We start from the raw sequence: 23,682 nt of genomic DNA on the forward strand, positions 1-23,682 counted from the left end.
CGGCTGCGATCGCGGTGCAGCGGCACGGCCCGCCGGAGCGAGACGGGATCTCGGCCCGCACCCGCCCAGACCGGGTGAAAGCCACAAAACGTCCGCTTCGCCAGTGTGACACCGGCCGTGGCGAACTGCGAACCCGGTACCGCCTGGCCGACATGATGCCAATCTGTCCAACTTGCCCCCTTATGCGATTCTGGTGAGGGGGAGTGCGCAGCGGCAGCAGGTCGGCAACCCCGGTGCGGATGGGAGGTGGCTGCGGACATGCCTCACCACGGCAGCGCCCGGGCCGGACTCCCACAGCCGGGGCCGGCCGGCACAGACGCCGCCGGCACCGACGCCGCCGGCACCGACGCACCGCCGGGGCCGGGGACACCCGTGGGTGTCGACGCCCTGGCCTTCGCCGGAGCGGCGCTGGCCGTGCTCTACGTGCCCGACGCGGGTTCTGACGACCTTCGGTCGGTGGACACGGCCGGATGCGCCCCCGCGGAGTACGGACTGCCGGAACGCCTGGCCCTGTCCGGCGGCTCGCCCGCGGCCCGCGCCCTCCGCGCCGCCCACCCCGTCTGGCTGACCCCCGCGGCACTCGCCTCCTGCACCGAGGGATGTCCGGTGCCGCCGCGAGCCCGGACATCACTCGGCGCGTTGCCCCTGGGCACCGAGGGCGGACGGCTCGGCTGCCTCGTCGTCGTGGGCGCCGGCGAGAACGGCTTCGAAGCCGAGCAGCAGCGCTTCCTGGAGCGCTACGCCCACACGGTCGCCGGCGTACTGGAAGCGCGGGCCGAGGGGGAGCCGCCGTCGGCACCTTCGGCACCCTTGGCTTCCGCACTGCGCCGCATGCGCGTCGGCTCCTTCGTCCTGGTGCCGGAGTCCGGCGTGATCGACGCGGACGAGACGCTGCGCGAACTGGTCGGCATCCGGCCGGACGACTTCGACGGCAAGGCGGACTCCCTGCTCGCGCACGCGCTGCCGGAAGACCTGCCCGCGCTGATGTCGGTGCTGGAGCCGACCACCCGGACGTTCGGCCGACGGGAACTGGACTTCCGCGTCCGCTGCCCCACCGGTGGGATGCGCTGGCTGAGCCTTTGGTGCCGCGTGACGTCGGGTACCGACGGCCGGCCGGAGCAGGTGCGGGGGGTGGTGACGGCGACCTCGGTCCTGCACCGGGAGGCCGACGACGTCTCCCGGATCCAGTGGCTGACCGCCGCACTGGACGAGGCCGCCACCGTGCGCGACGTCAGCCACGTGGTCGTCACCGCCGTGCGCGAACCCCTGAACGCCGACCGGGTGGCGCTCGCCGAGCTGCAGGACGAACGGCTCCAGGTCACCCTGCTCGACCCGCCGCAGCCCGCCGCCTGGCCGCAGGCCTGGCGTCGCCAGTGGCGTTCGGAGTGGCCGGACGCACCCCTCAGTGCCCTGCCCACCCTGCAGAGGGCTCTGCGCGACGGACGTATGGACCTGTGGCCGGCGGGCACCGCCGTCGAACCCGGACTCGAGGGCATCGGCCCCGGAGGCCTCGCCGTGCTGCCGCTGCCCCCCAAGGGCCGGGCCGTCGGCGTGTGCCTGATCGGCTGGGACCGGCCGCACGAGTTCCTCCCCGAGGAACGGTCGCTGCTCACCGCCACCGCCTCACTGGCCGGCCAGGCCCTCACCCGCGCCCACGCCCACGACGCCGAACAGGAACTCGCGACGATGTTGCAGCGCAGCCTCCTGCCGCGGCGTCTGCCCGAGCTTCCCGGCGGGACCGCCGTCGCCCGCTATCTGCCCGCCCGGCGAGGACTGCAGGTGGGCGGCGACTGGTACGACGTGATCGCACTCTCCGAGGACCGGGTGGCGCTGGTCATCGGCGACGTGCAGGGCCACAGCGCCGCAGCCGCGACGATCATGGGGCAGATGCGTACCGCGGTCAGGGCGTACGCGGTGGAGGGCCACCCACCCGACGTGGTCGTCTCGCATGCCAACCGCCTCCTCGTCGGCATGGAGACGGATCTCTTCGCCACCTGCTGCTACGCCGAACTGGACATGGACGAGGGCGACGTCCTGTTCGTCCGGGCCGGGCACGTCGCACCGCTGTTGCGCCATCCCGACGGCAGCACCGAGGAGGTCGAGGTCGAGGGCGGCCTCCCGCTGGGCATCTCCATGGAGACGGACTTCCCGATGACCGCGGTGGCGCTGACGCCCGGAATGCTGCTCGCCCTGGTCACCGACGGGCTGGTCGAGGCCGCCGATCTGCCCCTGGACGAGGGCATGCGCCGCGCCCGCGCCACCCTCACCGCGGCCGACCCGTCGGATCCCGGGCAGGTGGCCGACGACCTGCTGGGTGACCGCGGTCGTCGCGAGGACGACGTGGCGCTGTTGCTGCTGCGCTACGACGGCATGAAGACCCGGCCGATCCGGTCGGGCTGGGCGGTGTGGCGGCTGCCCGACGCCGTCATGCACGCCCGCCGCTTCACCGCGCGCACGCTGCGCCGCTGGAAGGTCGAGGAAGCCACCGACCCGGTGCTGCTGGTGGTCTCCGAACTCGTCACCAACGCCTTGGTGCACACCCAGGGGCCGGTCCGCCTCGAACTGACGCTCCGCGGTGGCCGGGTGCGTGTCTGCGTGAGCGACTCCTCTCCCCGGGCGCCCGCAAGACCCGTGATCGTGGACTGGGAATCGACCGGCGGCCGGGGGCTGCTCCTGGTCGAGGCGGTGTCGGAGTCCTTCGGCACCGTGCCGATGGCCGGCGGCAAGCAGGTGTGCAGCGAGATAGCGGTGCCGCGTCGTGAACCCGCTCCCGTGGGCGCGGATCCGGGGACCGAGGGCGGTGACCGATCATGACGGGTCGCAGGCGACGGGTGGCCTCTCGTGCGCGGTATGCCGTCGGCGTGCTGGTCGCCGGCCTGCTGACCGTGGCTTCGGCCGCGTGCACAGGAGAGGGGACAGCCACCACGGACAGCTTCACCGTCGGCCTGCTGCTGCCGAGCCGGGTGGTGCCACGCTGGGAGAACTCCGACAAGCCGATGATCGAGCAGCGGGTGAAACAGCTCTGCCCGCACTGCGAGGTCGTCTACGCCAACGCCGACGACGACTCGACCACCCAGCGGCAACAGATGATCGCCATGATCACCAAGGGGGTCAGGGTCCTCGTCCTCGGCGCCACCGACAACCGGGCGCTGCGCTCCACCGTCCAGGAGGCGCACAACGCGGGCGTGCCCGTCGTCGCCTACGACAGGCTCGCCGACGGCCCTGTCTCGGGCTACGTCAGCTTCGACGGCGTAGAGGTCGGCACGCTGCAGGGCCAGACCCTCCTGAAGGCCATGCCCGCCCCGGCCGAGGACAGGACCATCGTCATGCTGAGCGGCGACCCGACCAGCGCCAACGCCCCGTTGTACAAGAGGGGGGCGCTGTCCGTCCTGCGGGGCAAGGTGAGGATCGGCCGCTCCTACGACATCCCGGGCTGGAGCACCGACAACGCCAATGCCAGCATGACCGCCGCCATCTCGGCCCTGGGCCCGGGCCGGATCGACGGCGTCCTGGCCGCCAACGACGCCATCGCCGCGGGCGCCATCTCCGCGCTCAAGAGCGCCCATGTCCGGCGCCTTCCACCGGTCACCGGCCAGGACGCCGACTTCGAGGCGGTGCAGCGCATCGTCAGCGGCGACCAGACCATGACGGTGTACAAGTCCTTCCGCGCCGAAGCCGAGGCCGCCGGTGCCATGGCTGTCGCTCTGGGCCGGGGCGAACAGCTGCACACCATCGCCACGACGACGACCGACAGCCCCACCACCCGCCGCATCCCGTCCGTGCTCCTGACGCCCGTGGCCGTGACGACCGCCAACATCCAGCAGACCCTCGTCAAGGACGGGATGTACACCATCGCCCAGATCTGCACACCCCCCCTGCGATCTGCTTGCGAGAAGGCAGGGCTGATTCCGTAGCCGGGCCGGGACCGGTGCGAGACCGAATGAGAAAAGGCCAGGTCAGACAAAGTCCAACCTGGCCTTCCGGGGAGCCGCTTTCGGGATTCGAACCCGAGAGCTACGCATTACAAGTTGTCCGTGGACACCGCGAATAGGGCATCACGCCTGTTCGGGGCCACTACGGAACTTCAATGGACGGCAGTGGACCATGCCGGAGCGAGCACGATCTGAGACCGCAACTGAGTCCGGCAACGTGTCAGGGCGGCGCCGTCCACGGTGTGTCCTTCGCTGCGGGGACTCCGATTTCTGTTCCTGTCCAGAGCACGCAGGAACGCGAGCGCCTGGTAAGCGCCGCCGCGTCGTTCATGGACACCGAGTTGCACCCAACACGCTTTCCAACTGTCCGCGCGGGGGCTTTCGCAGACGTTCGCGGGGCAGGTCAGAAGACGTGTGCGTACGGTGGTGAACAGTGGTGGCCGTGGGCGCACTGGACAAAGACCAGGACGACGAAGACCAGGACGACGAACGGCTCAGAACGCGGCGTTTCATGGTCAGCCCCGCAGTGTTGGCGCACGCCAGGTCCGTGTAGCGTCACGAACTTCGGCGGCCCGACTGACGTTGTCTGGGACTTGACTCTCCTGGGATGCCCAAGCGAGATCGATGTACATGAGCGCAGCGGTCGAGCTGTCGAGCTGACTTCCGTGACCTTCAACCCCCCAGCGGGCAAGGTGACGTGCCCCTTCGTCCAGGCCATCCTCGGGAGCAGTGGGAAAGATTTCGCGCAGGGCAGCGCGAGCGATCTCCACGGCGCTTCGTGTCTGCATCGTCAGAGTCCTTCCTGAGAGGTCACGGGTGGTTGGCGCGGGCGGTGCACACGAGGCACTTGTCCTGGTAGCCGGTCATCCACATCACCGCACGGGCGAAGCTCTCGGCGGATTCGAGTGCCTCGGTACGGTCCAGCTCAGCGAGTTCGACTGTGCAGAGCACGTCCCGAACCAGGATCTCCCAATGATCCTGGGCCTTCTTCCAGTCTCCCCGGTGGGCCCGCCTCACATAGCGGTCCAGGAACTCTTGGTCCCCTGCGCTCTTCAGGTGCAGTGACTCCAGAAAGGTGATCTTGCCCGGCAACTTGAGCCGGCGGCCGAGGCCTCGTTGTTGGAAGAGGTGATTGGTGGCGATCTCCTTGACGCGCTGCATCCGAGCAGCGATCACATGACCGGCCACTCCACCGATGAGGGCGGGTACCAGCAGCCAGCCGAGTATCGACGCGCCCCAGGATGATTCGTGCACTGGTGGGTCGATGAGCGTGAACGCTCTGTAGATGCCGCTCCAACCCTTTTCGGATCGGCTGGCGCCGAACACCCAGACGAACCCGATGACCAGGGCGATCGGTATGCCCCAGTCGATGAACCACTGTGTGACGCCCGACAACGCCTTACGTGAGCGGAACGTACGTCGTATCCACACCGTCATGGACTGCCCACGCAGCGGCGGCAGGGATGGCGGTAGGGGCGGCTGAGCTGGTGGCGGCAACGGAGGCCCTCCAAGGAGGCGATAGGGCTCGGTCACCGCAAGTGACGCTTTCATGCAGTCCGTGGTTGCAGCCTCTGATGGCGACTTGCAGCAACCTTGGGCTTCCTCCAGCTGGGGCGTGTAGCGAAAGCCTCCTCAGGGCCCTCACCAGCCACCGTCGATGGCTACCCGCGTCCGGTCGATAGGGCAGAGCAACCTACCGCGCAGCGGGTACCGACTACAACGGCTTTCAAGAGCGTCAAGAGCGCAGTATGAATGCCCTGATCACGGCCTATTTCTACTCCCTCATGGGTCCGCCTGGCCCACACATGGCCCACGGAACCCCGGCTCGGGGGTACTGGTAACGGGTTGATGGGGATCTCTGGAACCGGCCAGGGGTGCTCGTCGGTCCGGCCGACGCCTGCGGACTCGCCCGCACCCGCTTCGCCCCTGGACCGAGCCAGGTCCGCAGGGTGCCGCGGTCCTCCTCGGCACCCTGCGGACCTGGCTCACCCTGCACGGGCAGCCCCGCACGGAATTCTGGTTCGCCCTGCAATGGCTCCCGGACGGGAGAAGTAGTCAGCGTACGTCGACGTAGTCGCCGGCGGACGTGCTGTTCAGGTACGCGCTGGTCGCCGTGTACGCGGCGCTCCAGGTGCCGTCCTGCTTCGCGGTGAAGGTGAGGGTGAACCTGCCGTCCTTGCCCGTGGTCACGGTCGCCATGCCGGTGCTGGTCTTGGCTCCGGCGACGCGGAAGCGGATGGTCACGTGCTGGCCGGACACGCCCGTCCACGTGGAGCCGTTCTGGCGCTGCAGGGTCCCCGTCACGGTCAGGGTCCGGCCCTTGCGCACCGGCTCCGGCGAGGCGTTGAAGCCGATGACGCGGGTGACCGCACGGGTCAGGTGCACGACGCCGGTCGTGGTGGCGGTGGCGTCCGCGTTGCCGGGGTAGTACAGGCGCAAGTAGCCGGTGGGCTTGTGCAGCGTCTGCCAGGCGTCGAAGGCGCCCGTCGCGTCGGGGGTCACCGTCGCCACCGTCGTCCAGCCGGTACGGCCGTCTGCCGACTGCTGGAGCTGGACGCCGCCGGTGGGCAGCGGGCCCGCCGAGGCGCTGAGGCGGCCCTTGACCCGGACCGCCCCGGCGCCGGTGAAGGTGTGGTCGGACCAGGCGAGGGTGGAGTGCGAGAGGGCGTGCAGTGTGGCCTGCGCGTTGCCGCCTTGGAGGAAGGCGAAGCCTCCGACGCCCGCCGTCCAGCTGGTGTCACCGGTCACCGTGGCGAGCGTCTCGCTGAACCGGCCTCCGGTGCCGAGCTCGTAGGCGTGGGTGCCGTTCGGGCCGGTCAGGAGCACCTCGGTGTCCGGGTCGGCGGCCGTCAGCGGCGTCCAGGTGTTCGTCGTCGGGCTCAGGTACTGCGCGGTGCCGCTGACCGTATAGGAGCCGCTGTACACGGCGGTGCCGGCGGCCTTGTCGAAGACGATCCGGGTCGGGCTCATCGTCCTGGACACCAGTACGGGGTCCGTGCCGACCGTCTGCACGTCCTTCTGCACCGCGTACACGTACACGTAACTGCGGACAGCGGCCGTGGCCCGGTAGCTTCCATCGGCCTGGACGTCGGCCGCGACCTCCCAGGTTCCCGATCCCCGCGTCCCGGTGAGGTAGACCCCGCTGTCGATCCAGCCGGGGGTGGTGACTCCGGTGGCCGGGTCGAACGTCGACACCTTTCCGGTGGCGGTCACCGTCTGGTGCTCGAAGTCCACCGTGGTGCGGTCCAGGGCGGAATCGGTGAAGACGGGCAGGTCTTCGTAGGCGACGACGCCCTGGCCGAGGTAGTCGGGGTGGTCACCGTCCGCGTCGGCGAGGTCGACGGTGGTGTCGTAGACGCCGTGGGTGCCCAGGGCCATCCGGTCGGAGCTGCGCCACGTGCCGTCTTCCGCGGTGCCGGAGACGAGGGTGAACCCGGTGACGGTCGTCACCGGCCGGTCACCGGAGACGCGCAGGGTGAGCTGCGCGGTGATGGTGCCGGCGTCGATCGCGGTGTCGGACGTCGCGTGGAACTCCAGGTAGCCGGCGTCGTCCGGGTCACCTCCGACCGAGGAGACGACGGGCAGCACGGTGTCGGCGGTGTCGGCGAACGCGGGGCCGGCTGCCGGGATGCTCACCAGGGCGGCGATGAGCGAGAGCGGTGCGATGAGAGGCCGACGCACAGGGGGCTCCAGAGGAATCGTCGAGACTCGGAAACGTACAGGTCAACGGGCAAGGCAACGAACAAGCCAAAAAACAAGCCACCGAACAGGTGGCCGATCATCGCACGGGCACCGCAGGCTCTCGCGGGGGCCCAGGTCGTCGGGACGGCCGTCGACACGGCGACACTGGGGACCCTCGCCAAGCAGGACATGAAAACCCAGGTCGCCGACCGCGGCCACACCCTCACCTGGAAGCAGGAGCCCCGCCCCACCCTCAACCACGCCCTGGCCTTCGAGGGCACCTGCCGCAACTGCGGTGCCACCGTCACCGGCCTTGGGGACGTCCACCGGCCGCCCCGGCATCGGCAAGTCCAGGCTCGCCGATGCCGTTTGCGGCTGGTGACGATCCTGCTGGCTTATTCCGTGCCCGGCGGGGTTGGCGGCTCGTTGGTCGGGCAGCAGCGGCCGTCTTGCCGTTTCCGGTCGCGGGTGGGGTGTGGAATGTCGATGCGGCCGAGGCCGTGGCCGACGGTGCCTGAGCTGACCGCGCAGGTGGCGCGGGCGGTGGCGGCACGGGGCCCGTATCCGTTGGCGATGCGGGTCCGTGACGAGCTGGGCGAGTTGTTCGCGGACGCTGAGTTCGCCGAGGCGTTCGGAGTCAGAGGGCGGCCGGGATATGTGACGCTATCCGGCGACCATGGCCGCGTGCCCGCGGCGGGCGCGTGAGGCGGAGAGGGACGACGCAACCGGCGCGGGGCGTGGATTGTCCATCCCAGCTGCCGGTTAGCCACCGAGCCTGGAGCCCAAACGGTGGGGCAGGTCAACCTGTCACCCGATCGTGCGGCAGACCCGTTCCGCCACCCCCCGTCGAGGTGTCGCGCGATCGTCTGGCACGAGCAATTCGTGAACCGGAGTGCGCGCGCCGCGCCCGGTGCCTCAGTCGTGGGTGACGTTCTCGGTGAGCAGGCGGAGCAAGTGCTTCGCGGTTGCGTCCTGCTCGGGGGTCAGACCCATGGCCTCGCCGATGGCCAGCGGGACGGCGCGAGCCTTCTCCTGAAGGTCCGAGCCGGCCGGGGTGAGGCGTACGGCGACGGAGCGTTCGTCCTCGGCGCGTCGTTCGCGGCGAAGCAGGCCGCCGGCCTCAAGACGCTTGAGGAGCGGCGAAAGGGTGCTGGATTCCAGCTGGAGCGCCGTGCCCAGCTCCCGTACGGAGACCGAGCCCTGCTCCCACAGCACCAGCATGACGAGGTACTGCGGGTAGGTCAGCCCCAGCTCGTCCAGCAGCGGACGGTAGCGGGACGTGACCGACCGCGAGGCCGCGTACAGGGCGAAGCAGAGCTGGTCCTGAAGCAGCAGCGAACCCACTGCGGCGTCGTCGCGCGCGTTCTGGCCCATGAGCGCCGTCCTTACGTCCTTACCTCTGATGATCGGCCAGGTACATCCTACCCATTCCAAGCGCCCGCGACCATGTCATGCTCGATTTAGTTGTGCACGACTGAATCGGGCGCTACGGTGCTCTCGTGACCGCCGAACGGCCGGACACATCACTCGCCGAGGCTGCCGCCCCGGCATCAGCCCAAGGAGTCCCCATGCCCGAGAACATCACCGGCCCCGTGCTGGAACCGGCCGCCGCCGCGTTCGCCGAGGCCACCGCCAACCCGCCGTATCTGTTCGACCTCGGTCCGGTCGAGGGCCGCAAGGCGGTCGATGAGGTCCAGTCCGGCGACATCGCCAAGCCCGAGATCGCTGAGGAGTGGGTGACCGTGCAGGGCGGGCCCACCGGCACCGTCCGGGCGCGCATCGTCCGTCCCGTCGGTGCCGCCGGCCCGCTGCCCGTTGTCCTCTACATCCACGGTGCGGGCTGGGTCTTCGGCAACGCCCACACCCACGACCGCCTGGTGCGCGAACTCGCCGTCGGCGCGAACGCCGCGGTCGTCTTCCCCGAGTACGACCTCTCCCCCGAGGCCCGCTACCCCGTCGCGATCGAGCAGAACTACGCCGTCGCCCGCTGGGTCGTGGAGCAGGGTTCGGCGAAGGGCCTGGACGCCGGCCGGATCGCGGTGGCCGGGGACTCGGTGGGCGGCAACATGGCCGCCGCGCTGACCCTGATGGCCAAGCAGCGCGGTGACGTTCCCCTGGTGCAGCAGGTGCTGTTCTACCCGGTCACCGACGCGAACTTCGACACCGCCTCCTACCACCAGTTCGCGACCGGCTACTTCCTGCGCCGGGACGCCATGCAGTGGTTCTGGGACCAGTACACGACCGACGCGGCCGAACGCGCCCAGATCACCGCCTCCCCGCTGCGCGCCACGACCGAGCAGCTCACCGGTCTGCCCCCGGCCCTGGTCATCACCGGCGAGGCCGACGTGCTGCGCGACGAGGGCGAGGCATACGCGGGCAAGCTCCGCCAGGCCGGTGTCCCCGTCACGGCCGTCCGCTACCAGGGCGTCATCCACGACTTCGTCATGCTCAACGCCCTGCGCGAGACCCACGCCGCCGAAGCCGCCATCAACCAGGCCATCGACACACTGCGCACCGCACTCGGCACCGCCTGAGCGCGCTCAGCCACATCCGGCGCCCGTAACACCCCCGCACTACACCCGGCCGGACCGCCCGGGTCCCGCCTCCGTACCCGCGTGGCGTGCGCCCTGCGCCGCGCACCAGGAGTTCCCCATGCGCACCGCACCTGTCCGAATCAACCGCAAGATCGCCGTCGCCGCAGCAGCCGCCCTCATCGCCGGGGTGACCATCACCGCCCACGCGTCGGCCTCACCCGCTGCACCGTCCGCCACCACAACCGCCCCGGTGCTGGAAAAGGACGCCCAGGCGTTCGCTGACGCGGCCGCGAAGAACCCGCCCATCTACACCCTGTCCTACGGCGACGCCCGCAAGGCACTCGACAGCGCACAGGCCGGCCCTGCGGACAAGCTCCCGGCGGACATCAGCCACCGCACCCTCAAGGTGGGACCCACCGGCGAGGTGACCATCCGGATCGTCCGTCCCGCCGGAGTGAGCGGCAAGCTCCCGGCCGTCATGTACTTCCATGGCGGCGGCTGGGTCCTCGGCAACGAGAACACCCACGACCGGCTGGTGCGGCAGATCGCCAACGGCGCCCGCGCTGCGGTCATCTTCGTCGACTACACGCCCTCGCCCGAGGCGCGTTACCCCATCGCCATCGAGCAGGCGTACGCGGCCACCAAGTGGGTCGCCGAGCACGGTGACGAGATCAACGTCGACGGCTCCCGGATCGCCGTCGCCGGCGACAGTGTCGGCGGCAACATGACCGCCGCCGTCACCCTCATGGCCAAGCAGCGCCGCGGCCCTGCCCTGCGCGAGCAGGTGCTCTTCTACCCGGTCACCGATGCCAACTTCAACACGGCCTCCTACCGGGAGTTCGCCGACGGACCCTGGCTGACCCGCAAGGCCATGAAGTGGTTCTGGGACGCCTACGCCCCCAACGCCAAGGACCGCAAGCAGATCCTCGCCTCGCCACTGCGCGCGAGTCTCAACCAGCTCAAGGCCCTGCCCAAGGCCCTGGTCATCACCGACGAGGCCGACGTCCTGCGCGACGAGGGCGAGGCGTACGCCGCCAAGCTCCGCGCCGCCGGCAACGACATCGCCACCGTCCGCTACCAGGGCGCCATCCACGACTTCGCCATGCTCAACGCCCTCGCCCACACCAACGCCGCCAAGACAGCCGTCGACCAGGCCAACCACTTCCTCTACACCGGCCTTCACAGCGGCTCCTGACCCCCGCTCCAAAGCGACCGGCTCCGGCAGCGCCGCCGTGCCCGAGCCCGCGGCGGGGAGCGTGAGGATCAGCCCGACCCCTGCCGGCGCACGGGAGGGTGCCGCCACGGACGCGGCCTTCGCCCAGCCGCAGCCGGACTGCAGAGCCAGTGGAACGTGGTCCGCAGCCCGCCCGCGGGCCCAAAGACCCAGAGAAGCATCAGGCGGCATTCGCCTATCAGATGTCCCGGTGGCCACACGTATCCACGGCCCTCCCTCAAGCCGGGGCGTGCCGTACGAAGGGAGAGTTTTAGGGCTCGGCCTGTGGCTCGACCGACGGCGTCCCTGCGCCATGGGCCACCGCCCGCTGCCTCCGCGACCCTACGGGGAGGAGGAGTATCCGCTGGAGGCGACCCATTGTCGGGTGAGGTGGGTGAAAGCCCGGGCGGCAGCGCTTTGGTAGGAGCCCGAGCGACAGAGCAGGGTGACAGTGCGCTCGGGCAGGGGCGGGTCGAGGGGGACGGCACGCAGATGCGGGTGATCCCGGGCGATGGCCTCGGGCAGCACAGATGCCAGAGGGGTGCGCTGGATCATTTCGGTGACGGCATTGACCGAGTTGGCTTCCATCGCGATCCGCGGTGTGGTGCGGTGCTGATCGAAGTAGGTGTCGATGTGCCTGCGGGTGGCGAAGTCGCTGCTGAGCAGGGCCAGGGGGCGGTCTTCCAGTTCTCGCACGGGTAGCGGGTCTGTCCGGTCGGCGTGGGGGTGGTGGGTGCCGACGACGAGGCTGAGGGCTTCGGTGAACAAGTCGTCCGTGGTGATGCCGGGCAGGTGGGCACCGCGAAAGGCGATCCCGAGGTCGAGGTCATCGGCAAGGAGGGCGGACTCGATGCGGTCCTGTGTCATCTCCCTAATGCTCAGGGTGATGTCGGGATGTCGGACGTGGAACTGTCCGGTGAGGGGGCCGATGAGGTAGGCGGTGAAGGTGGGGGTGACCGCCAGGCGCAAGCTGCCGCGGGAGAGGTCGGCCACGTCGTGGACGGCTCGTTCGGCAGCGGCGAGTTCCTGCAGGGCGCGACGGGCGTAGTGGACGTAGGTCTCGCCGGCGTCGGTGAGGCGCACGGCACGACCCGTACGGTCCAGCAACTGCGTGCCCATCACGCGTTCCATCTGTTTGATCTGCTGGGACAGGGTCGGCTGGGAGATGTGCAGGACTTCGGCGGCGCGGGTGAAGCTGCCTTGTTCGGCGACGGCGAGCAGATAGCGCAGATGACGGAGTTCGAAGCCCATGACATCACTATAGATGAGACCAATAGATCTTATATTCAGGGCGTCTTGGACTCTATAAGCACAGTTCATGCATGGTGGATTTCGTCAACCCGCACCAGTCGGGCACTGGCCGAAAGGAGTGATCATGCAAGACCTCGCCGAGGGAGTCGCACATTTCCAGCGGGGCGTCTTCCCCGCCCAGGCGGCCCACTTTCAGCACCTGGCCACCACGCACCGGCCCAGCAGCCTGTTCATCAGCTGCTCCGACGCCCGCGTCATACCGGAGCTGATCACACAGAGCGAGCCGGGCGAGCTGTTCGTCATCCGGACGGCCGGAAACCTGGTGCCCGCCTACACCCCGAACGCTGATGGGATCGCGGCGAGCATCGAGTACGCCGTCGCCGTCCTGGGCGTCTCCGACGTCGTCGTCTGCGGGCATTCCGCCTGCGGCGCGATGACCGCCCTGGCGGAAGACCACGACCTCGCCGCCCTGCCGGCCGTCGCCCACTGGCTGCGGCACGCGGAGGCCTCCCGGGTCCGTACGGCCTGTGCCGAGCCCGGCGAGGACAAGGTGAGTGTCCTGGTACGGAACAACGTGATCGCTCAGCTGGCAAACCTGGCGACGCACCCCAGCGTCGTCCGGGCACTGGCGGCGAAGACCCTCACGCTGCGCGGCTGGGTCTACGACATCCCCACCGGCGCGGTCGACCAGCTCGACCCGGTCACGGGTTGCTCCGCCGCCCTCGCGGCCTGAGCTGCCCTGGCCCTTTCGTCCAGGCCGCCCGTCCGACGGCCTGATCCCCCGACCGTATGACTCCGCTGAGCTCGCTGTAGTGCGGGCCGGCATGTTGGAAAGGAACACCCTCATGGTGCACGCTCAGTTCGACCCTGCCGCCCGGCAGGCCCTGGCCGCTGTGGTTGTCGAGGCCAAGACGCGCAAGGACCTGACCTGGCAGGAGATCGCCGACGCCAGCGGCCTGTCGGTCGCCTTCACCACCGCCGCGCTGCTGGGTCAGCATCCGCTGCCGGAGGCCGCCGCCAGGGCGGTCGCCGAGCTGCTGGAGCTGGAAGAGGAGGCGGCCGTACTGCTGCAGGCCATCCCGACCCGGGGCTCCATTCCCGGCGGCGTCCCGACCGACCCGACGATCTACCGGTTCTACGAGATCGTCCAGATCTACGGCACCACGCTCAAGGCCCTGGTCCACGAGCAGTTCGGTGACGGCATCATCAGCGCGATCAACTTCAAGCTCGACGTCAAGAAGGTCGCCGACCCCGAGGGTGGCGAGCGCGCGGTGATCACCCTGGACGGCAAGTACCTGCCCACCAAGCCCTTCTGACCCAGCCGTCCGCCGTGCCGGCGGCCGCTGCCGATAAGGCGCTCGGGCCGGCACGCCGATTCGCTTCGGGCGACCAGGGCCACCACTACGAGGCCCCGCCGCCTCCCGCACTCCCAGCACGACATGGGGTCGCGGTGGGGCGGCGGGGCCTTGCGCTCACCTGGGCCACGGGATCAGTCAGAACGACGTCAGAGTGCGGCGTCCAGTTGGCCGAGGCGGGCGGTGAGCCTGAGGTTCTCGCTGTAGTCGACGGGGCAGGCGATGATGGAGACTCCGGGGTCGTCCAGTGCTGTTCGCAGCGTGGGAAGCAGTTCCTCCGCGGCGGCAATCCGATATCCCGTGGCTCCGAAGCTCTCCGCGTAGCGGACGATGTCGGGATTGCCGAAGGCGGTGGCGTCGTGTTCGCCGAGCGTCAGGTCCATCTTCCACTCGATGAGCCCGTAGCCGTTGTCCTCCCAGATCAGCACGGTAAGCGGGATGGCCTCGCGGACGGCAGTTTCGATCTCCTGGGAGTGCATGAGGAACGAACCGTCGCCGACCGCGGCCAGCACCTTGACGTCCGGTTCGGCCAGGGCCACGGCGAGCGCTCCGGGCAGTGCGAAGCCCATTGCGGACAGGCCGTTGGAGATGAGGCAGGTGTTGGGCGCGTACGTGTGGTACAGCCGCGCCATCCACATCTTCAGGGCGCCGGTGTCGACGAGTACGACATCGTCGCGACCCAGAGCGGCGCGGGTGTCGGTAACGATGCGCTGCGGTGCGAGCGGGTACCGGCTGTCGGCACGTCCGCGATCCAGCTCGGCTTGCACCATTTCGCGGCACCTGGCCGGGGCCGGCCCGCGGAAGCGGTCGGAGACGGCGGCCGACAGCGCGTCCAGGGACTGCGAGATGTCGCCGATGATGCCAAGGTCGATCGAGTAGTGCGCGTCGACCTCAGCGGGGATGCGGTGCACGTGGATGATTTTCTTGTCGCGTTGGGGGTTGATCCGGGCGGGGTCGAACTCCTGCAGTTCATAGCCGACGGCGATGATCAGGTCGGCCGCGTCGAAACCGAAGTTGGTGTAGTCGCGGCGCATGAAGCCGATCGAGCCCATGGAGTTGATGAGGTCGTCGGCAATGACTCCCTTGCCATGGAAGGTGGTTGCCACTGGTAGTCCGAGGGAGCCGGCGAAAGCGGTGAGCGATGTGGCCGCGGCGTTGCGTGTGGCGCCGTGGCCGGCCAGCACGATGGGGTGGCGAGCGTTGTGCAGGAGTGCTGCGGCGCGGGCGACTTGGGCCGGCGACGGCGCCTCGGCGCGCACCACGTAGCGAGGCAGCGGTTGCAGCTCGGCGGCGGCGGGCGCGGCGTCGACGTCCTCGGGTACCGCCAGGTACACCGCGCCGGGCCGCTCGGTTTCGGCGGTCTTGAACGCGCGGCGCAGCATTTCGGGGACCGCGCCGGCGTTGGGGACGCTGGCCGACCACTTGGTGATGGGAGCGAACATGTTGACCAGGTCAACGAACTGGTGGGTTTCCTTGTAGTTGCGGTTGTGGCCGACCTGCGCTGACAGGGCAACCAAGGGGGTGCTGTTGGTCGTGGCGTCGGCGACACCGAGCTGAAGGTTGATGGCTCCCGGGCCGAGTGTTGCCGAGACGACCCCGGCCCTACCGGTGACCCGGCCGTACATTTCGGCCATGAACGAGGCGGCCTGTTCGTGGCGGGTCAGGATGTATCGGATGCCGGAGCGCGCCAGGGCGAAGGTCAGGTGAAGGTTCTCCTCGCCGGGAAGGCCGAAGACGACGCGGACACCTTCGTTCTCCAGGCAGCGGACCAGCAGTTCCGCTGCGCTGTGCCGATCTCGGTCTGAGAATTCGCTGGGCCCGGTCATGGCACGCCTTCCTTGCCGGGGTCCATATCCAAGCTACCCCTCCCTCCGGATCCGGACCCACCGCAGTCGCGTGGGGGCCGCGTCGGCTGGCCGGGGGTCACTCCGAGTCCCTCACACCGTGATCACCGGCGCCCAAAGCATGGCGCGCGAGGTGGCCGACGCGAGGCCGGCGCTGCCGCGCGCGTTCTGGTGGCTGTGGACCACCACCGCGCTCGTCAACCGACTCGGCGGCTTCGTAGTCGTCCTCCTGTCGCTCTCTCTGACGCTGGAACGGGGCTGCTTGGCATCCTTCGCCGGTTTCGCCCCGCGGTCTACGGCGTCGGCGGCGCCGTGGCGCGGTCGTCGGTGGCGTGCTCGCGGACCGCCTGGGCAGGCGGGATGTCCCTGTTGGCCTGGCCGATTGGATCGCCGAACTCGTCGCCGAGGTAGGTACGTTGTGGCACAAGCTGCACCACGTCAGGCTTCCCGTCGCCGCCGTACGGACCTGGAATGGGAGCTCACCGAGCGCTGCCTGCAGATCGGCAGGTTCCCCTGTACCTCAAGCGGTCACCGCGGCGGTTCGAGGGGTTGCTCTGGCGGTGAAGGACGGCGGCAGTGGCGGGAGATGACGGGCGAGTTCGGTGCCTGGCCGACCGTCCACAACCGATTCCGGCAATGGAGAGACGCCGACGTCCTCGAAGCCAGCTGGAGGGGCTGCTCGCTGAAGCGAAGCGGGGTGAGGCGGGCTTGTCCCTGGTCACCGGTGCGACGAGGACGGGAAACCGCCCAGGAGGGCCAGCTTCGGTGCGCCAGGCTCACCGGTTTCCCGGTAGGACACCCGGTATCCAGTTACGTCGATGGTGCGAAAGCTGAGGGTCATGGCCATTCACTCATTGCTGTGACCCGCTCAGGCGCCGTCAGGGGCATCTTGCGACGTGCGGTGGTTTCAGGCGAGGGGAAGGTTGTGCCCGGGGCCGCGCTCCCTGTCGGGGCGGGGGCCGAAGTAGCGGCGGTCTTCCTCGTTGATGGGCAGGTCGTTGATGCTGGCCTCGCGGCGGCGCATCAGACCGTTGTCGGCGAACTCCCACAGTTCGTTGCCGTAGGAGCGGAACCACTGGCCTTCGGCGTTGTGCCATTCGTACTGGAAGCGGACGGCCATCCGGTTGCCACGGAAGCCCCACAGGCTCTTGCGCAGGACGTAGTCGAGTTCGTGTTCCCACTTGGCGGTGAGGAACTCGGTGATCTCTTCGCGGCCGGTGACGAGGGCATCGCGGCTACGCCAGGCGGAGTCCTCGGTGCAGGCGAGGGCGACCTGACGCGGGTCGCGGGTGTTCCAGGCGTCTTCGGCAGCTTGGACCTGGGCGAGGGCGCTGTCGATATCGAACGGAGGGAAGAGCGGGCGGCTGTCGGTCATGGCGGGGCGGTCCTTCATTGTGCGGTGGGCTGGTCGGTCAGCGGCGGGTTGTCGGGGGCTGCGGTAACTGTGTCGGCCTGGAGCGGCAGCAGGCGGCCGGCCACGAGACGGCGGGGGGTGAAGTGGACGCGGCGGCCGGTGCGGTCGTCGTCGCCGGGGATGCCCGTGCGGGTCCATTCCAGGGCCGCCCGACCGGACAGGTGCAGGGTGCGGCCGGTGGTGAAGTCGCAGAAGAGCAGGGCGGCGGTGGGGTCGGCCTGAAGATTACCGAGGGTGTTGAACATGTTGTTGCCCCAATAGTCGGGCCACCACAGTCGTCCGTCCTCGACGCGGACGAATCCGGGAGGACCGCCGCGGTGTGAGGCGTCGTTGCCGCGGGCGGGGTGGGTGGTGCCGATCAGGAAGGTGTCGGACCGGCGGATCAGGCCGATGTCGCTGGCGGCGAGGGTGTCGGCGCTCCGGACCGGCTCCCCGCGAGGGATACCCGCGGGCGTGGCGTGGAGTTGCCGGCTCGGGATGTACTGGGGGCAGTTGCCGTATGCCTGCTCCACTTCGATGCGCAGGCCGTCGCTCCCGGTGGCTGCGAGGGTGCCGTTGATCCGCAGGCGTCTGCGGGTGGCGTACTCGACCACGATCAGCCCGACCTGCTGGGCCGCCGGTAGGTGATGCAGTGGGTCGCCTTCGGCGGGCAGTGCCCGCACGGCGAGGGCTGCCGACGAGGCGACGTGGAGGAACCCGGGAGGGCCGGTGAGCGGGGAGACCCACAGCGTGCCGTCCATGGCGCGGGCGGTGATCGCGGCGAAGGTCCGCTCGGCCAGGAATCGGGCCACGCCGCCGCGCAGCTGGGCGGGGGCCAGCATGCCGGAGAGCCGTGCCGCGTCCCTGGCTACGCCTGCCTGACGCTGGACGGCCAGCTCGCCCTCGTGGAAGCCCACCGGGGTGCTACGCGCAGGGTCTGTCATCGTTCTTCCTTCCACGGGCGGTCGGGGATGCCGCCGACCGGCGGGCGAGGGGGCCGCCGGCCTGGCCCCGGTCGGGGGGTGGGGCCGGGCCGGCGGGGCGGGTGCGGGTCAGACCGCGGAGCGCGGCGTGACCACGGGCCAGTCGTTGTGGACCTTGGCGAGGTTGAAGTGGTTCGTCAGGACGTTCAGGGCCAGGTGGCCGACGACCTCGCCGACCTCGGCGTCCGAGGCACCCGCGTCGCGCTCGGCCTGCAGGGCGCCGTCGTCGACACGGCCGTGACCGCGGGCGATGGCGTAGCTGCCGACGGCGGCGAGCACAGTCGCCACGGTCGCGTCCGCACGCGGTCAGCGCGCCCGTTCGGCGCGGAAGAGGGGGACGGCGAGGGCGGCGGCGAGCAATGCAGTGGCGCCGAAGGCAGTGAGCGCGACGGTGAACCCGGCCGGGATATCGGTCTGCGTGCGAGCGGTCCGCAGCAGTATGAGTGCAAAAAAAGGGAGGCGGAAGTCGATGGCGTTCATGACGCCGTCGCCGTTCGAGCCTCACGGCGAGTACTGAGTCCGCGCCGGCCTCCGAAGCGCCGCGCGGGGCAGGCTAGTCGCAGCAGCGCGGCAGATGCTCCTGGCGCTGCGCGCGGACAGCAGTTCTCGCTGCTCGAGGGTCGGTTATTTGGGCCCTGGAGTTTGATCGTGGGTTCGGTTCCCGCTGCCTGCTCGTGCAGCCCTGCAACAACGCGCTCAGTGGCCGCGCGGTTCAGGCGCTTCGACCGACTGGCCCGCCCGGGCTGTCGTGCCTCGACGGCCCGCTGTTGGCCGAGGCCACAGGCTTCGCCGCGAGGGCCGGAGCGCGGGCCTGAAGGGACGGGGACGGGCTCGCCCCACTCCCTCAGGCCTGTCCTCTGGCGGGCGCACGCACCACGCCGCGTCCGCTCTCCGATCGACGGCCACCCGGCAGGCTCTCAACCGGGTGGCCGGCCTGGGACCTGTCGCGGCGGCGAGGGTCACAGCCCGAGGTCGCTCAGGCCGGGGTGGTCGTCGGGGCGGCGTCCGAGGGGCCAGTGGAACTTGCGCTCCGATTCCTTGATGGGAAGTTCGTTGATGCAGGCGTAGCGGTGGTGCATCAGGCCGTTGTCGTCGAACTCCCAGTGTAGGCACGGAACCAGTTGCCCGAGTCGTCGTGGTACTCGTAGGCGAAGCGCACGGCGATGCGGTTGCCGTCGAAGGCCCACAGTTCCTTGATGAGCCGGTAGTCCAGCTCTCGGTTCCACTTGCGGGTGAGGAAGGCGACGATCTCGTCGTAGCCGGTGGCGAACTCCGCGCGGTTGCGCCAGTAGGAGTCCGGGGTGTAGGCGAGGGCGACTTTTTCCGGGTTGCGGGAGTTCCAGCCGTCTTCCGCCAGGCGGACTTTCTGGATGGCGGTCTCCCGGGTGAACGGCGGGAACGGGGGGCGCGGTTCGTGACTCATGTCGCTTCCTTCGGTTGCACTCGGGCCCACTCAAGTGTGGGCGCCCTCGACGACAACCGCATCGCGGCAGTCGGCCGACCAGGCAGAGAACGAGCGTTCTCTGTGCCCTCCACGATAGTAGAACGTTGGTTCTCGCACAAGCCGCTGCATTCGATTGCGTGATTCCGATCCGTCCACGATGTCCAGCCCAGTTCTCGTCCTGGGCCTTCACCGAACAGGCGGGCCTCGGCCCTGGTTGCCTAGACGGGCACGATGGGCGACTGCTACGAGGGTTCTCATACCGGCTCTTCAGAGTTGAGCGGTGCGGAGGTGTCCGCGGACCCGGCGAGCGGTGACGCAGCGTGTCCGTAGCCGTTGTTTGTCGGCATTGCGAAAGCCGAACGCCGCGCAGGCGACAAGCTTGATCACACGGGTGATGCCTTCGCTCATTGGCGTTGCTGTCCGGTGTCGATGAATGCGGCGGTCTCGGGCCATCAGCGGTCGACGGTGACGGCGAGCTGCCGCATCTCGGGGACGTCGGAATCCGCGCACCATGTCAGGAACTTCCAGCGGGGCTGGCCGACTTGGTTCCGGTCGGCGCCAGTTCTGGCCAGAGCAAAGAGGCTGCGCAGGTTCTCCTTGGCGATCTGGCTCTGTTCGTGAGAACGGACAGGGATGTTCACCACTTCGGGAGGCGTTCACCTTCGACCCTGTTCGATATTCACGGCCTTGGGCGGCGCGGCTCCGGGATGAGGCGGCTGCGATGGGCTGTCAGCCCCTTCTGCCAGCATGCTGCCGTGACAGACACACGTGATCAGCGTCCCGCCGAAACCACTCTCGACTTCCTGCGCTCCGTCTTTCCGCCGGAATGGCGCGAGCCGGCGCTCGGGCATGAAGCCGTCGCGGACTGGGAGCAGGAGAACGGGGTGGCCCTGCCGGAGCCGTACCGGACCTTCATCGCGGAGGTCAGCAACGGATCGAGCCTGGGTCCCGCCGGTGACGGCGGTCTGCAGCCGCTCGGCTGGCTGCCCGACACGTGGCCCGACCTCGGCCTGCGTCAGCCAGGGGAACCGTTCCCCCTGGAGGCAGCTTGGGGTTGGGAGGACGATGAGAGTGTCGGCGCCGAGGACCCGCGGATCGACGCCGCGTTCAACAAGGGGTCGGTTGTTCTCGGGTCCGAGGACGGGCAGTCGTTCTGGCTTCTGCTGACCACCGGTCCCCGCCGCGGCGAGGTGTGGATGATCGCCGATGTCGGCGCCGTCCCGGCCCCCGGCGACCAGGCATGGGGCTTCGAGGAGTGGGTGCGGCACTGGCACACCGGCCACGATTGGTGGGACTGATCGCTCCGTCCTGCACAGTCGTAGGTTGCGGTCTCTTCGAATCCTCGGTGCCTCCTGAAGTGGTGAACATCTGCTGTCCGTTCCGTGGGAGGAGCCAGCGATCCATGTCCTCAGCAGGATCTGCCCGACTGCCCCTCGCCGAGCGCGTTCCACATCGTCGCGAACTGCTCGTCGGTGAGGTCCTCACGGCTGCGCAGCAGGCGCCGGCGGGCCGACCACTCCCGATCGGTGGCTCGTCCGCGTCGGCCGCGGACCTCGGCAGTGGTGCGGCGCCGGGCCGCCGAGAGCATGCTGCACCACATGGAAGCGGTCGATCACGACCCTGGTGTGCGGCAGGCCGGTGCGGATCGCGGCGCGGTAGGTGGCGGACACGTCGATGGCGACGTGTGTGATGCTCTTTCTCCAGGGCAGCGGGGTGGTGGCGGGCCAGGCCAGCACGTCGGCGACGCTGCGGTCCTCGACCTGGCCCAGCAGCCCGCCCGCCCCGAGGGCGTCGATGAAGCCGGTGTGCCACCGATCGCGTGCCCCGCCCGTCTGCCGGTGTCAGGGTCTTGTTCCCAGCGCGGCTCGCCCCGGCGGGTCTCACCGATGCCCAGCGCGTCGACCTCGGGCAAAGGTGCGTCGACGACCTCACGGGCCTGGTCGCGGAAGGCATGCGTCCGGTCGGCCAGGACAGGTGCAGATCCCGGGTGGCCTGGACGGCGGTGGAACCCGGCGTCGCGTATCTGGCGTTCGGCCGCGACCCGCAGTCGCATGGTCATCCGCGCGCCGGCCGGTAGCTGCGGGTCCTGCTCGGTGGACGACCGGCGCGGGCAGGGCCAGAAGCCCCCACCGAGGACCAGCCTCACGTGCGCCTGCTCACTGGGTGGCAGCCCGGAGGGAACGGAAGCGGGGCTGCGAGTGAAGGCGACGGCGTGCTCAGGCAGCGGTGACCACGTCCGCGTGAGCGGCCCGCAGCAGGGTGCGCGCGGCGTCCTTGGCGTGACGGGCGGGCTCTGGAGACCCGGAGATGGCCGCTGTGGTCATCGCGCCCTCGGCGAGGAGGACGAGCTGGTCGGTCAGCCACGCGGGCGCGTCCGCGGCGGCCACGAGATCGGCAAGATATCGCCGGAAGGCATCCTTGTGGGCCTTCGCGATGTCGGCCACGGTCTGGGACGTCGCCCCCAGCTCCCCGAAGGAGTTGATGAAGCCGCAGCCGCGGAACCCCTGCTCGCTGAACCAGAGGAACAGCCAGTCGAAGACCGCCAGAATCCGCTGCTCGGGTGAGTCGTAGGCATCCACGTGCTGGGCAAGATCGCGGAGCCACCTCGCGTCCCGCCGCCTCAGGTACGCCTCGACCAGGGTGTCCTTGGAAGGGAAGGTCTGGTACAGGCGCTTGAGGGGCACCCCGGAGGCGGTGCGGATCGCATCCATTCCCACCGCCTGTATGCCTCGGCCGTAGAACAGTTCCTCGGCGGCGTCAAGGATCCGCTGCTCAGTCGTCTCGGGTTCCACTTCGCTCACCCATTCTCGAAAACGGTCGTTCTCCTACGATACAGCCACCAGGTCGCACGGCATATTCCCGGGCGCGGGCCGGCCGGTCGCCGTACGCGCCTGCCCGGATCAGGGCCGGGCGTGTTGCCCGCTGCCCGCTCAAGCGAGCGCAAGGTCTGCCTGGGGCTGCTCAGCCGGTGCGGTGGCGACGCGGAGGCCGGCGCGGTCCCGCCGGTGATCCCGTTCCTCGAGTGTTTCGGTCCAGTCCGCCAGGAGTTCGACGATACCCACGCCGCGGCCGTGCTCATCATGGGCACCGGAGCAGCGAGGGTGTGGCGAGGGCGCCGTGGCGCCGGAGCCGGCAACCTCGATACGCACGGCGCGGCCTTCGAACGCGAGGCTCACGATCATGTCGGCCCGTCCGTGCTGGGCCGCGTTCCCCGCAAGCTCGCCGACGATCAGCAGGACGGAGTCCTGATCCTCCGGGACGACGTCCCATCGGGTGAGCAGGGATGCGGCGAAGTGGCGGGCAGTGCGTACCCAGCACTCCTCGGCGGGAAGGGCGATCATGCCGTGCCGGTGCATGCCCGTACGGGCATGGGCCAGCGCCGGGGTCACGGGGGCCGGCCGGGGCTGCTCGCCGGACGGGGGCAGCGCCATCGGCGGGGGTCGCATTGCGGTGTGCGAGAGAGTCATGGGATCACCCACCTGAACTTTCCGAGCCCGCATCAACAGGCTCGTGTTCTGCAGCTTCTCTGCCCTCGGCCCTGGATTGGTTCGACGTCAGGGCTCAGGCGGCGGTCCTGCGGCACTCGCGGCGGCCGAACCGGCAATCCGTCCGGCATGCGATGACGGTGTCGTGAGCCTCCAGCTGAGAACGATCGTTCTATTGATTAAGTGAGACCAGCTTATAGAACGCCCGTTCTCCGCGCAAGAGGATGCGCCGAACTGCCGAAATCCGGAGCAGCGCCCCACGCTCACCGCAGGCGAGAGGATCTTCAGGGCCTGCGAGGGACTCCTGAGCCCAAAGCCCTCCAGGTACGCGGCGGCCTCTGCCGCAGGTACAGCCTCACGCACGAACGGCCGCGCCGTGGATCCGGCGTCGGGCCCGGATCCACGGCGCGGGGGCGGCCGGTCAGAGGCCGAGGTCGCTCAGGCCGGGGTGGTCGTCGGGGCGGCGTCCGAGGGGCCAGTGGAACTTGCGCTCCGATTCCTTGATGGGAAGTTCGTTGATGCAGGCGTAGCGGTGGTGCATCAGGCCGTTGTCGTCGAACTCCCAGT

General features: G+C 69.5%; 21 protein-coding genes and 3 pseudogenes. 8 read left to right on the forward strand and 16 right to left on the reverse strand.

From position 1 onward, the window contains the following. The first annotated feature begins 258 nt into the window (after positions 1-258). Together JF597_RS39775 and JF597_RS39780 are read left to right on the forward strand one after the other, a co-directional pair. Positions 259-2,814, forward strand: coding sequence for a SpoIIE family protein phosphatase (locus JF597_RS39775; protein WP_294008334.1), 2,556 nt, complete (start codon positions 259-261; stop codon positions 2,812-2,814). Further along, positions 2,811-3,914 (forward strand): substrate-binding domain-containing protein, encoded by a 1,104-nt coding sequence (locus tag JF597_RS39780; protein ID WP_294008336.1) that lies wholly within the window; start codon positions 2,811-2,813, stop codon positions 3,912-3,914. The genes JF597_RS39775 and JF597_RS39780 overlap by 4 nt, the downstream gene beginning before the upstream one ends. Positions 3,915-4,742: 828 nt before the next feature. Here the strand turns inward: JF597_RS39780 and JF597_RS39785 are convergent. The 3 genes from JF597_RS39785 to JF597_RS39795 form a co-directional block, all read right to left on the reverse strand. Next, positions 4,743-5,369, reverse strand: coding sequence for a DUF6313 family protein (locus tag JF597_RS39785; RefSeq protein WP_294008338.1), 627 nt, complete (start codon positions 5,367-5,369; stop codon positions 4,743-4,745). Between the two features lie 618 nt (positions 5,370-5,987). Further along, positions 5,988-7,613, reverse strand: a complete 1,626-nt coding sequence (locus JF597_RS39790) for a hypothetical protein (protein WP_294008340.1) — start codon at positions 7,611-7,613, stop codon at positions 5,988-5,990. A 915-nt stretch (positions 7,614-8,528) separates the two neighbouring features. Further along, positions 8,529-8,987, reverse strand: coding sequence for a MarR family transcriptional regulator (locus JF597_RS39795; protein WP_294008342.1), 459 nt, complete (start codon positions 8,985-8,987; stop codon positions 8,529-8,531). 194 nt (positions 8,988-9,181) lie between these two features. Between JF597_RS39795 and JF597_RS39800 the strand changes: the two genes are divergently transcribed. Together JF597_RS39800 and JF597_RS39805 are read left to right on the forward strand one after the other, a co-directional pair. Continuing rightward, on the forward strand, positions 9,182-10,147 hold the full coding sequence (locus JF597_RS39800) for an alpha/beta hydrolase (protein WP_294008344.1): 966 nt from the start codon (positions 9,182-9,184) through the stop codon (positions 10,145-10,147). Between the two features lie 118 nt (positions 10,148-10,265). Continuing rightward, positions 10,266-11,342 (forward strand): alpha/beta hydrolase, encoded by a 1,077-nt coding sequence (locus tag JF597_RS39805; protein ID WP_294008346.1) that lies wholly within the window; start codon positions 10,266-10,268, stop codon positions 11,340-11,342. A gap of 360 nt (positions 11,343-11,702) precedes the next feature. Here JF597_RS39805 and cynR read toward each other — a convergent pair whose 3' ends face one another. Continuing rightward, a complete protein-coding gene (cynR, locus tag JF597_RS39810; RefSeq protein WP_294008348.1) occupies positions 11,703-12,611 on the reverse strand; it encodes a transcriptional regulator CynR in 909 nt (302 codons plus the stop codon). A 124-nt stretch (positions 12,612-12,735) separates the two neighbouring features. Here cynR and JF597_RS39815 point away from each other — a divergent pair, with 124 nt between their 5' ends. Continuing rightward, on the forward strand, positions 12,736-13,344 hold the full coding sequence (locus JF597_RS39815) for a carbonic anhydrase (RefSeq protein ID WP_294008350.1): 609 nt from the start codon (positions 12,736-12,738) through the stop codon (positions 13,342-13,344). A gap of 112 nt (positions 13,345-13,456) precedes the next feature. Next, complete coding sequence (gene cynS, locus JF597_RS39820) at positions 13,457-13,927, forward strand: cyanase (protein WP_294008352.1); 471 nt, start codon at positions 13,457-13,459, stop codon at positions 13,925-13,927. A 188-nt stretch (positions 13,928-14,115) separates the two neighbouring features. Here cynS and JF597_RS39825 read toward each other — a convergent pair whose 3' ends face one another. After that, a complete protein-coding gene (locus tag JF597_RS39825; RefSeq protein WP_294008354.1) occupies positions 14,116-15,792 on the reverse strand; it encodes an acetolactate synthase large subunit in 1,677 nt (558 codons plus the stop codon). Positions 15,793-15,931: 139 nt separating this feature from the next. Here JF597_RS39825 and JF597_RS39830 point away from each other — a divergent pair. Further along, a pseudogene (locus JF597_RS39830) lies at positions 15,932-16,169 on the forward strand (MFS transporter); the annotation flags it as partial. A 548-nt stretch (positions 16,170-16,717) separates the two neighbouring features. Here JF597_RS39830 and JF597_RS39835 read toward each other — a convergent pair. The 6 genes and pseudogenes from JF597_RS39835 to JF597_RS39860 all read right to left on the reverse strand — a co-directional run bounded on the left by JF597_RS39835 (position 16,718) and on the right by JF597_RS39860 (position 20,274). Then, a complete protein-coding gene (locus tag JF597_RS39835) occupies positions 16,718-17,185 on the reverse strand; it encodes a nuclear transport factor 2 family protein (protein ID WP_294008356.1) in 468 nt (155 codons plus the stop codon). A 14-nt stretch (positions 17,186-17,199) separates the two neighbouring features. Further along, positions 17,200-18,147, reverse strand: coding sequence for a pyridoxamine 5'-phosphate oxidase family protein (locus tag JF597_RS39840; RefSeq protein WP_294008358.1), 948 nt, complete (start codon positions 18,145-18,147; stop codon positions 17,200-17,202). 108 nt (positions 18,148-18,255) lie between these two features. Beyond that, positions 18,256-18,474 carry a hypothetical protein gene (locus JF597_RS39845; protein ID WP_294008360.1) on the reverse strand — a complete coding sequence of 73 codons (219 nt, stop codon included), beginning with the start codon at positions 18,472-18,474 and terminating at the stop codon, positions 18,256-18,258. An 18-nt stretch (positions 18,475-18,492) separates the two neighbouring features. Beyond that, entirely contained in the window at positions 18,493-18,666 is a 174-nt protein-coding gene (locus JF597_RS39850) for a hypothetical protein (protein WP_294008362.1), read from the reverse strand. A gap of 479 nt (positions 18,667-19,145) precedes the next feature. Further along, positions 19,146-19,609 (reverse strand): annotated as a pseudogene (locus tag JF597_RS39855) (nuclear transport factor 2 family protein). 473 nt (positions 19,610-20,082) lie between these two features. After that, the gene (locus JF597_RS39860) at positions 20,083-20,274 is read right to left on the reverse strand and encodes a hypothetical protein (protein ID WP_294008364.1); all 192 of its coding nucleotides are present in this window, start codon (positions 20,272-20,274) and stop codon (positions 20,083-20,085) included. 111 nt (positions 20,275-20,385) lie between these two features. Here JF597_RS39860 and JF597_RS39865 point away from each other — a divergent pair, with 111 nt between their 5' ends. Next, complete coding sequence (locus JF597_RS39865; RefSeq protein WP_294008366.1) at positions 20,386-20,928, forward strand: SMI1/KNR4 family protein; 543 nt, start codon at positions 20,386-20,388, stop codon at positions 20,926-20,928. Between the two features lie 110 nt (positions 20,929-21,038). On the opposite strand, the gene JF597_RS39870 is transcribed toward JF597_RS39865, so the two are convergent. The 5 genes and pseudogenes from JF597_RS39870 to JF597_RS39885 form a co-directional block, all read right to left on the reverse strand. Beyond that, positions 21,039-21,218 (reverse strand): hypothetical protein, encoded by a 180-nt coding sequence (locus tag JF597_RS39870; protein ID WP_294008368.1) that lies wholly within the window; start codon positions 21,216-21,218, stop codon positions 21,039-21,041. A 55-nt stretch (positions 21,219-21,273) separates the two neighbouring features. Then, a pseudogene (locus tag JF597_RS55780) lies at positions 21,274-21,426 on the reverse strand (ISL3 family transposase); the annotation flags it as partial. Positions 21,427-21,846: 420 nt separating this feature from the next. Beyond that, a complete protein-coding gene (locus JF597_RS39875) occupies positions 21,847-22,422 on the reverse strand; it encodes a TetR/AcrR family transcriptional regulator (protein WP_294008372.1) in 576 nt (191 codons plus the stop codon). 138 nt (positions 22,423-22,560) lie between these two features. Beyond that, entirely contained in the window at positions 22,561-22,971 is a 411-nt protein-coding gene (locus tag JF597_RS39880; RefSeq protein WP_294008370.1) for an ATP-binding protein, read from the reverse strand. A 565-nt stretch (positions 22,972-23,536) separates the two neighbouring features. Continuing rightward, on the reverse strand, positions 23,537-23,682 hold a 146-nt coding region (locus JF597_RS39885), incomplete at its 5' end, for a DUF1348 family protein (RefSeq protein WP_294008373.1).

Source organism: Streptomyces sp. (genome assembly GCF_019510245.1).
Taxonomy (GTDB): Bacteria; Actinomycetota; Actinomycetes; order Streptomycetales; family Streptomycetaceae; genus Streptomyces.

Excerpts from the sequence above, each read along its gene's own strand:
- JF597_RS39775 (WP_294008334.1), top strand. The coding sequence starts at position 259 with ATGCCTCACCACGGCAGCGCCCGGGCCGGACTCCCACAGCCGGGGCCG.
- JF597_RS39780 (WP_294008336.1), top strand. The coding sequence starts at position 2,811 with ATGACGGGTCGCAGGCGACGGGTGGCCTCTCGTGCGCGGTATGCCGTC.
- JF597_RS39785 (WP_294008338.1), bottom strand. The coding sequence starts at position 5,369 with ATGACGGTGTGGATACGACGTACGTTCCGCTCACGTAAGGCGTTGTCG.
- JF597_RS39795 (WP_294008342.1), bottom strand. The coding sequence starts at position 8,987 with ATGGGCCAGAACGCGCGCGACGACGCCGCAGTGGGTTCGCTGCTGCTT.
- JF597_RS39800 (WP_294008344.1), top strand. The coding sequence starts at position 9,182 with ATGCCCGAGAACATCACCGGCCCCGTGCTGGAACCGGCCGCCGCCGCG.
- JF597_RS39805 (WP_294008346.1), top strand. The coding sequence starts at position 10,266 with ATGCGCACCGCACCTGTCCGAATCAACCGCAAGATCGCCGTCGCCGCA.
- cynR (WP_294008348.1), bottom strand. The coding sequence starts at position 12,611 with ATGGGCTTCGAACTCCGTCATCTGCGCTATCTGCTCGCCGTCGCCGAA.
- JF597_RS39815 (WP_294008350.1), top strand. The coding sequence starts at position 12,736 with ATGCAAGACCTCGCCGAGGGAGTCGCACATTTCCAGCGGGGCGTCTTC.
- cynS (WP_294008352.1), top strand. The coding sequence starts at position 13,457 with ATGGTGCACGCTCAGTTCGACCCTGCCGCCCGGCAGGCCCTGGCCGCT.
- JF597_RS39825 (WP_294008354.1), bottom strand. The coding sequence starts at position 15,792 with ATGACCGGGCCCAGCGAATTCTCAGACCGAGATCGGCACAGCGCAGCG.
- JF597_RS39835 (WP_294008356.1), bottom strand. The coding sequence starts at position 17,185 with ATGACCGACAGCCGCCCGCTCTTCCCTCCGTTCGATATCGACAGCGCC.
- JF597_RS39840 (WP_294008358.1), bottom strand. The coding sequence starts at position 18,147 with ATGACAGACCCTGCGCGTAGCACCCCGGTGGGCTTCCACGAGGGCGAG.
- JF597_RS39850 (WP_294008362.1), bottom strand. The coding sequence starts at position 18,666 with ATGAACGCCATCGACTTCCGCCTCCCTTTTTTTGCACTCATACTGCTG.
- JF597_RS39870 (WP_294008368.1), bottom strand. The coding sequence starts at position 21,218 with ATGCTCTCGGCGGCCCGGCGCCGCACCACTGCCGAGGTCCGCGGCCGA.
- JF597_RS39880 (WP_294008370.1), bottom strand. The coding sequence starts at position 22,971 with ATGATCGCCCTTCCCGCCGAGGAGTGCTGGGTACGCACTGCCCGCCAC.